Origin of the sequence: Aquiflexum sp., assembly GCF_041749095.1 — a bacterium.
Classification (GTDB): domain Bacteria; phylum Bacteroidota; class Bacteroidia; order Cytophagales; family Cyclobacteriaceae; genus Aquiflexum.
The window spans coordinates 1-8,239 of record NZ_JBGTCA010000065.1 but is presented as its reverse complement, the minus strand read 5'-3'; the positions used below and the strand labels follow the sequence as shown (position 1 = coordinate 8,239).

Sequence of the window (8,239 nt, the reverse complement as noted above, 5' to 3'; positions counted from 1 at the left end):
GAAAGCGGAACAGGCGGGATGTCCGGTCTGTGTATTGACTGTAGATACTCCGGTAGTCGGAAATCGGGAGACGAGTGTAACGACGCTTTTTAGTTTAATCGAGGCAGGCGAACTCAAAATGGGGAACCTGGAAGGAATCCTTCCGGAAGGAATGAGTTTTACAGATCCAAGCGTAACATGGGAAATCATTGATTGGCTTCGGGCCAACTGCAGCATGAAAATAGTCATTAAGGGAATTATGACTAGGGAGGATGCTGCTCTCGCTCTAAAGTATGGAGCCGACGGAATTATTGTCTCCAATCATGGGGGAAGGCAATTGGAAAGTAACAGAGGAACCATTGAATGTCTTCCTGAGGTAGTTGACGAAATAAAAGGGAGAATACCGGTCTTAATTGACGGAGGCATTAGAAGGGGAACCGATATATTTAAAGCCTTGGCCATTGGAGCCAATGCAGTCTGTACTGGCAGGCCGTTTTGTTGGGGACTTGGTGCGCTTGGTCAACATGGTGTAGAAATGGCTCTGGAGATTCTCCAAGAGGAGTTGATCCGCGACATGCAACTTGCCGGAACGACCTCAATTGATAAAATTACTAGGGATTTTGTAATTGGATACTAAAGTAAATTGAATCGCTCCATTTAAGTTGGCAGACATTTAAATAAAAGGAAATAAAACTTTAAATAAAAACAAATGAAACAGACACTTCAAACACTTCAACTCCGTCAATTAATAAGACTGGCAATGATATTTTTTATCGTTATCTCATTCAACAGCAACCTCTTTGGACAGACCAAAAGCGATACTTTGCTTATCGAGGAAACAGTACTCAATTACCTTGAAGGGCTTCATGACAACGATGCTTCAAGAGTAGAAAAAGCCATGCATCCTGAATTGGCAAAAAGACTAGGGACAGGAGGGTATCTTATTATCATTTAAACAAAACACCAAAATGAAAAAATCTTTCTGCTTAGTATTGATTCTTATTGCCTGTATATTTATAACCAGTTGTAGTTCAGAAAAACAAGAAATTAACCTGGACGCTAACCGTGATGTCGTGAAAAATTATCACCGGGTTTGGAGCAACGGAAAAGTAACGGAATTGGATAAAATATTGGCACCCGATTTTGTCTGCCACTTTATAAACGGGATTGAGTGGAAAGGAATTGCTGGAGCAAAATATTCAATTTCAAGTCACAGAAAAATATTTCCGGACTGGAAAGAAGAAATAGTCGATATGGTAAGTGAAGGCGACAAAGTGGTAACAAGATATAAATCTTCAGGTACCCATCAGGGAGCATTCGAAGGACTTGATTCTACCGGTAATAAAGTTACAATCTATGAAACCTCTATATATAGAATAGAGAATGGTAAAATAGCTGAGCAATGGGGTTTTCCCGACGCATTAAGTTTGAAAAATCAACTCACTAAAAAATGAAAATAACCACATTATACCTGCTCCTAATTTTTTCATTCGTACTCTCCTCCTGCTCCAAAAAATTGACATCCACGGTAGACCTGTCGGCTACTGAAAAGGAAACAGTTTATAAAATATTGAAAGACGTTTCCTACGATTCAGATGCGGAACAGGTGATGGACATCTACCTTTCTCAAAATGCAAAATCCTATGGTAAACGGAATTACACCATTGTCTTTCTTCATGGAGGAGGATATTACTTTAGCGACAAAAGTCAGGAGGAAAGGTACATTGAACCTTACCTGAGTAAAGGCTTGAATGTAGTCAATCTCAATTACCGCTTGAAAAGAGGGATTCCATTGGCCACGAGTGACTTAACCAATGCTTTGAATTTCCTCAAAGCCAACAATACACACTATGGTTTGAATTTGGACAATGTGATTGTGACGGGCTTTTCTGCAGGCGCGCACATTGCCACCAATGTAGGACTTGCCCAAAACAATCCGGAGTATCCTAATAAACTTGATGAAGGCATTGTGATCGTAGGCATCATCAACTTTTCCAGTCCTGTGGATGGATTGGATTTGATTGAAAGAATTTTTATAGAACACGAAAACGACTTATTCAGTCAAGTGGGTAAAGCCCTTTTCGCTCCTGATGATTATGAATCAAAAGAAAATCTTGCCATCTATGAACCGATCACTTATTTTGACCCAAGTGACCCGCCCATTTTTCTGTGGCAGGGAGCTTTGGATGATCAAGTTCCACCGGTAACATTTGAGCAGTTTGATCTCAAGATGAGAAAGGATAAAGACCTCAGGATTTTTATACCCGATGGAAAGCAAAGCCCAAGTAAAGGGCAGTTTGAAAACGCTTATATTGAGATATTTAAGTTTTTGGATAAATTTTAAAAAGACCCGAAATGAAAAGATCAATAGTTCTTCTGATTCTTATCCTCAACCTATCTATCACTCACGCCCAAAAACCCCGAGCGAGAGATTTGGGTGTTCCGTTTGACGGCACAACAGGTCAATTCAATACCATCACTGATGTGAAAGGGGTGGAAGTAGGCTACAGCACAATCATCTCAGGGAGCGGTGAAAACATCGTTGGCAAAGGCCCGATAAGAACTGGTGTCACTGCTATTTTCCCGCGTGGAAAAACCCAAAAGTTCAGTCCCGTGTTTGCCAATTGGTACAGCCTGAATGGAAACGGGGAAATGACCGGAACTACCTGGTTGACTGAATCAGGATTTTTGGAAACCCCGATTATGATTACAAATACCAACAGTGTGGGCGTAGTCCGGGATGCAGTGTTGAAGTGGTACGTGGATACAGATTGGTATCAGGGTGAGGAGTGGTGGTACACCTATCCTGTGGTAGCGGAGACATACGATGGTTTTTTGAATGACATCTATGGATTTCATGTGAAGGAAGAGCATGTGCTTGAAGCAATTAAAAATGCATCAAGTGGGAAAATAGCAGAAGGAAATGTCGGTGGTGGCACTGGGATGATGGCTTTGGGCTTTAAAGGCGGAACAGGGACATCATCGAGAATCGTAAAGATTATGGATTCCACTTACACAGTTGGGGTTTTGGTACAGGCAAACTTTGGAAGAAAACCTTCCTTAACCATCGCTGGAGTTCCGGTTGGAAAGGAATTGATGGATACTTTGAATAATGAATTGAAATTGCCTCCACAATCTTATAGGAAGGAAGGAGATGGTTCTATCATTGTTGTGGTTGCCACAGACGCTCCCTTGCTTTCGCATCAGTTGAAGCGGATTGCCAATCGGGTTCCGATCGGAATTGGATTGACAGGAGGAATTGGGACTAATGGTTCGGGAGATATTTTTATCGCATTTTCAACAGCCAATCCCGATGCTTTTCAGCGCTATGATTTTTCGGAAGTACAAATGCTTCCCAATGATCTGATCGATCCATTACTGGAAGCGACGGTACAATCTGTAGAAGAAGCCATCATCAATGCCCTGATCGCAGCAGAAACCATGGAAGGAATCAATGGAAATAAATCTTATGCAATCCCGCATGGACTACTAATTGACGTTTTGAAAAAATACAATCGGTTGAACAAATGAAATTGGACAAAATGAAAAAGATCTTAGCCCCTATAGCTTTTGCACTTCTGCCTACACTGGTAGCAGTTTCGCAAACTAGAATCATTGACATGCATATCCATTCTTACACAGAGAGTGACTTTGGTGAGCGCGAAACTGCCACCGACTACTATGGTGTAAAAGGATCTGACAATGCAGAACTACATCGCATGGAGACTTTTGAGGCAATCAATTGATTTCTTGAATAGCCTGGACTTTCTGACCGAAGAAGATAAAGAAGGCATTTTCTATGGAAATGCTGCAAGATTCTTGAAATTGGAAGAATATCAGGAACAATAAGCTTTAATTAGAAAAATGAAAAATTCAATTGTATTTAACCTGATTGTTTTGTTTGTTTTGCTGACTGTATGGAGTTGCAGCGAAAACAGCAAAAATCTCTCAAAAGATGAAACAGAACCACCCTTAAGCAAATCCGAAATGGAAGATGAAGCCTGGCACATGGAAGAATTGTATTGGGAGTATGTTCAGAACATTGACACAGTTGCCTATAAAACCCTCTGGCATGAGGACTTTATCGGATATCCGAGTTTTGGGGATGGAGTTTCGGACAAAAGAAAAATTGCCAGTTGGATCCCTGATTTGCACAAAGACCCTGATTTGAAATACAGCTATGTACTTCATAAAAAAGCATCAAACGCCATTGAGGATGTGGTGGTGGCATTCTACGACACCGAATACTTATGGACAGACAAGGTTAACCAAGTAGTCAGAAAAGAGACCTATAAGTTTACCCATACCTGGAAGAAAGTGGATGGTAAGTGGGTAATTCTAGGAGGCATGGCTGCGGTTAAAAATCAGTATTCGCTGAGCGATTAATGAAAGATAGATATACATCAATGATCAAAATATATAGAAAAATCCGCCAAAAACTCTGCCTAGAAGATGCCATTAAACTCAGTTAAAAATCAGTTAAAATCTGCCAAATCAGCGTTATTCCGATGATCGGGACAGGTCCAGCGTGCCATTACAAACCTAATTAAAGACCACCTCCATTTCATTTCACCACCCCTTCAAAGCCTCAACCGCACCTTGGATCAATTGATCCTTAGCTTCATGGGCGTTGTTATTCAACAGGATCAATGTTTTGTTTTGATCAATAAACCTCATGATCAGCGTTTTATACCCCGGATTGTCCCCTGTGTGGGACACGATTTTTCCAAAATGTTCGTCTTCTTTCAAATCCCATCCGAAACCATAGATACTGATACTCCCATCATTCAATGTTTGTGGAGAAAATGCCAAATCCAAGGTTTCCTTACTTACCAATGAACCTGCATACAATGCCTGATCCCAGATCAATAGATTCTGTGCGGTACTGCTGACCCTACCTGGTCCTTTGCGGTTCCCCAACCAAATGGTATAATCCGACGAATGGAATTTATTGGCATTGACATAGTTTCCTTTTTCGTCCTTCAGGTGTCCTGCCGCAAAATTGGAAACGATTGCTTTTTCCTCCAAAGTGCGGATATCGGTATTTGTCATCCCCAAAGGTTTGAAAATCCATTCCCTTGCCAGTTCTATAAAATCCCTTCCTGTGACCTTTTCCACAATACTGGCCAGAAAAACATAGGCTGTGTTGCTGTACTCATATTTCTCTCCCGGTTGGGCCAACATGGGTGGATGGTATCTTCGGAGGTATTCCAAAATGTCCTTATTGCCAGCCACTTTGCTTTTGTCCCAATGCTTGTCCATGATATCTTGGTAATCCGGCAGCCCATTGGTATGGGTCAGCAATTGGGTGATGGTGATACCTGAATAAGGAACATCCAGATAACCGGTAAGTTCGTCATCGTAAGTCAAAAGCCCTTTCTCCACACACTTCATCACCATCATGGCCGTAAACTGTTTGGAAACAGATGCCATTTCAAAAACATCTGTGGTTTGAAGAGGGAATTCCTGTTCAAAAGAACGATAACCCGTAGCTTTCTCAAATACCACCTCCCCATCAATGGCCAAAAGCAATACGCCCGAAAAACCTTTGGATTCAGCTTTGGCAAAGGCTTTTTCAACCTTTGAGATTTGAGCTGAAACTATGGGACTAAACAACAAGAGGATTAAAAATGTAAAAATCGAAATGTTGGCCTTGATTGAGTTCATAATTGGGTATTTCAGTTTGAAATTCAATTTCTAAATCTGCCAATAAAATGGTGGAAATTCAACAACTTTAATATTAAAGAGTGAATAAGATTTATTCATTATTTTGACTTTTACCTATTCGAAATGATTTTCATTAGCACGCCGATGACGCTGATTTAGCAGATTTACACTGATTTTTTTTGATCTGTGTTCATCAGTTTAATCAGCGTCATCAGCGTTCCATATTTTAACCGAATTTACCGTCAATATTGCCCTGATACATCTTGGAAAACCCATAATGGGCGTGGTCTATGCCCCCGTTTTGGATTGGCTGTATTGGGGAAGTTTGGAGTCAGGTGCCTGGAAGCAGGTAGGCAATCAAGAACCTGAAAAATTGGCAAAGGTTAATGATTCTTCCATCAAAACCATCGTAGCCAGCAGGTCCCATATGGATCAGGAGACAAAGGATTTCATTGCCAAATATCCTGAAGCCAAGATAATCAACATGGGTTCATCTTTGAAAATAACACTCGTTGCTGAAAACAAAGCGCAGCTTTACCCCCGCTTTAGACCGACAATGGAATGGGACACGGCTGCGGCACATGCCATTGTTTTGGCAATGGAGGGAGAGGTGTTGAACTTATCAGAAGGAACCCCCTTAATCTATAACAAAGAAAATCTTCTGAATCCATCTTTTTTGGTGCGCACTTCTAAATTCCACTCGGAAACTTTTTAATGGCTTTGGGACGGTAAAAGGGGTCGTTCGTCCCTGATTGGTTTGAATATCAATTAATTATCAGGTCATTAGGATAAGAATCAATGTTGATTCCTAGAATTTATTTTGTTTTAACCTAACTCAATCTTTTATGAAAAATTTAAAAATTACATTGGCCTTGGCATTGCTAACGATGCTGATGCCGATAATTTCAAATGCACAGGATCCAGTGGTGTCGCTTGAATTTCAGAATGCCGCAAAAGCTTTGGAGGTGGTACAGAAATATACCAAAGCACTTCAGGCCGGGGATGTAGCTACCATGAATGCGCAATTCGCACCAAATGCGATGATCTATGGCTTGGGAGGAGGCTTGGACTCACTAACAGTGGCCCAACACAAGGAATATTACACCAATAGCACCAATCAATTCAAGCATACCCTTTCACAAGAGCTTTATCTGCCTGTCAAAGTTACCAACAATTGGAACGAGGGGGAATGGGTTTTATCTTGGGGCACCAATACCCTTCAGCACAAAGCAACCGGTAAAATCATAACAGTTCCCTATCATACTGCGGGGAGGATAGTGAATGGTAAAATTGAATTTTTACGCTATTGGTATGATATGTTGAATATTATGGAAGCACAGGGATTTGAAGTCAAACCACCATCCAATTAAACTTTTGCAATAGTAGAAAACCTCTAATTTTTACAGGGCATTTGAAAGTAATTTTTCAAATGCCTTTTTTTAAATTATTAAACCGACCTGATTCCCTGCCTGTCCGGCATGCAGGTCTTTGGGAAGTTTATCATGGCGTTGGGACAATAAAACCCTACGTTCGTCCTTCTTTGGTTTCAAAAAATCAACGATTTTTTAATTTACCTAAAAACGTAAAGAATATGTCTTTTCAACCAAACCTATTTAAGACAAACACTTAAAAATCAGCCATAAATCATTATATTATAATTCGATTCATCTTTAAAAGTATATTTTGAAATTCACCTTCCACCTCAAAGTATATTCTTTATTGATCTATTACAATAAATGATTATTTGTGAAGGGTATAGATTATTTAATCAATTTTAATAAACATAGATATAAACAGATAAAACATGAAATTTTTGGTAGTAGATGATGAAAAAGATGTCGAGATGCTATTTCGGCAGAAGCTTAGAAAAGAAATCCGAAGTGGTGCCATAGAACTGGAATTTGCTTTTTCGGGTCAGGAAGCCTTGGACATTTTGGAAAGTACCCAACCTCCCGAAGTGATGTATATTTTTTCGGATATCAATATGCCGGGAATGTCAGGATTACAGCTTTTGGAAAAAGTCAAAACCAGGTTCCCTCAGATACTGGTAAGCATGATTTCGGCTTATGGCGACAGCGAAAACCACAACAAAGCCATGGGTTCAGGTGCAAAGGAGTTTTTCACCAAACCCATAGATTTTGATTCACTCAAAAGCGAAGTGGAACAAATTCTCAAGGAGCAGGCCTAAACCATTTAATTATACAAAGTATGACAAGATGCAAAAAGTAAGTTGGTAGTTGCCCGATATGTGTTCTAAGGATGGCTTCTTTTAGGGAGCATTGGGTAGAACGGAAAAACATGACTTAAATGAGCCAAGTCCTGCCAGACAGCAATCCTGCGGTCAGGCAGGAAAAACTTTTTGTATTAATTCCCCAAAATGAATTGAAATATGAAACCAATCCAAACCCGATATCCAATAAATCAAAAGCCTTCCCACCTATTCCCCTCTCCATATATCATTGATAGTAAACTATCCAAAATATCTCAAAATGTCTAAACCCCACTTACCTTCAACACCTGCCCTTCTTTTGACTTTTGTTCTTAGCCTTCATTGGTTTAATTTAACACAAGCGCAGGTGCCAACACTAACCAT

13 protein-coding genes are annotated in these 8,239 nt (G+C 40.2%); 12 read left to right on the top strand and 1 reads right to left on the bottom strand.

What is annotated here, in order from left to right:
- The 8 genes from ACEW8O_RS04180 to ACEW8O_RS04145 all read left to right on the top strand — a co-directional run.
- Positions 1-616 (top strand): alpha-hydroxy acid oxidase (locus ACEW8O_RS04180; RefSeq protein ID WP_373493367.1); only part of this gene is annotated, 616 nt, incomplete at its 5' end.
- A 72-nt stretch (positions 617-688) separates the two neighbouring features.
- Positions 689-934: a hypothetical protein gene (locus tag ACEW8O_RS04175; RefSeq protein ID WP_373493366.1), complete on the top strand. Its 246-nt coding sequence runs from the start codon at positions 689-691 to the stop codon at positions 932-934.
- Positions 935-947: 13 nt separating this feature from the next.
- The gene (locus tag ACEW8O_RS04170; protein WP_373493365.1) at positions 948-1,433 is read left to right on the top strand and encodes an ester cyclase; all 486 of its coding nucleotides are present in this window, start codon (positions 948-950) and stop codon (positions 1,431-1,433) included.
- The gene (locus ACEW8O_RS04165; RefSeq protein WP_373493364.1) at positions 1,430-2,323 is read left to right on the top strand and encodes an alpha/beta hydrolase fold domain-containing protein; all 894 of its coding nucleotides are present in this window, start codon (positions 1,430-1,432) and stop codon (positions 2,321-2,323) included. The genes ACEW8O_RS04170 and ACEW8O_RS04165 overlap by 4 nt, the downstream gene beginning before the upstream one ends.
- 11 nt (positions 2,324-2,334) lie before the next feature.
- On the top strand, positions 2,335-3,510 hold the full coding sequence (locus tag ACEW8O_RS04160) for a P1 family peptidase (protein ID WP_373493363.1): 1,176 nt from the start codon (positions 2,335-2,337) through the stop codon (positions 3,508-3,510).
- A gap of 11 nt (positions 3,511-3,521) precedes the next feature.
- Positions 3,522-3,725: a hypothetical protein gene (locus tag ACEW8O_RS04155; protein WP_373493362.1), complete on the top strand. Its 204-nt coding sequence runs from the start codon at positions 3,522-3,524 to the stop codon at positions 3,723-3,725.
- Entirely contained in the window at positions 3,682-3,828 is a 147-nt protein-coding gene (locus tag ACEW8O_RS04150) for a hypothetical protein (protein ID WP_373493361.1), read from the top strand. The genes ACEW8O_RS04155 and ACEW8O_RS04150 overlap by 44 nt, the downstream gene beginning before the upstream one ends.
- Positions 3,829-3,843: 15 nt before the next feature.
- Positions 3,844-4,365, top strand: a complete 522-nt coding sequence (locus ACEW8O_RS04145) for a nuclear transport factor 2 family protein (RefSeq protein WP_373493360.1) — start codon at positions 3,844-3,846, stop codon at positions 4,363-4,365.
- A gap of 183 nt (positions 4,366-4,548) precedes the next feature.
- Here the strand turns inward: ACEW8O_RS04145 and ACEW8O_RS04140 are convergent, their stop codons facing one another.
- Complete coding sequence (locus ACEW8O_RS04140; protein WP_373493359.1) at positions 4,549-5,646, bottom strand: serine hydrolase domain-containing protein; 1,098 nt, start codon at positions 5,644-5,646, stop codon at positions 4,549-4,551.
- Positions 5,647-5,869: 223 nt separating this feature from the next.
- On the opposite strand from ACEW8O_RS04140, the gene ACEW8O_RS04135 reads away from it, so the two are divergent.
- From ACEW8O_RS04135 to ACEW8O_RS04120, 4 genes are all read left to right on the top strand, one after another.
- Entirely contained in the window at positions 5,870-6,361 is a 492-nt protein-coding gene (locus ACEW8O_RS04135; RefSeq protein WP_373493368.1) for a 3'(2'),5'-bisphosphate nucleotidase CysQ, read from the top strand.
- Positions 6,362-6,491: 130 nt separating this feature from the next.
- Entirely contained in the window at positions 6,492-7,016 is a 525-nt protein-coding gene (locus ACEW8O_RS04130; RefSeq protein ID WP_373493358.1) for a nuclear transport factor 2 family protein, read from the top strand.
- A gap of 434 nt (positions 7,017-7,450) precedes the next feature.
- Positions 7,451-7,834 (top strand): response regulator, encoded by a 384-nt coding sequence (locus ACEW8O_RS04125; protein ID WP_373493357.1) that lies wholly within the window; start codon positions 7,451-7,453, stop codon positions 7,832-7,834.
- 119 nt (positions 7,835-7,953) lie between these two features.
- Positions 7,954-8,109, top strand: coding sequence for a hypothetical protein (locus ACEW8O_RS04120; protein ID WP_373493356.1), 156 nt, complete (start codon positions 7,954-7,956; stop codon positions 8,107-8,109).
- Positions 8,110-8,239 lie beyond the last annotated feature (130 nt).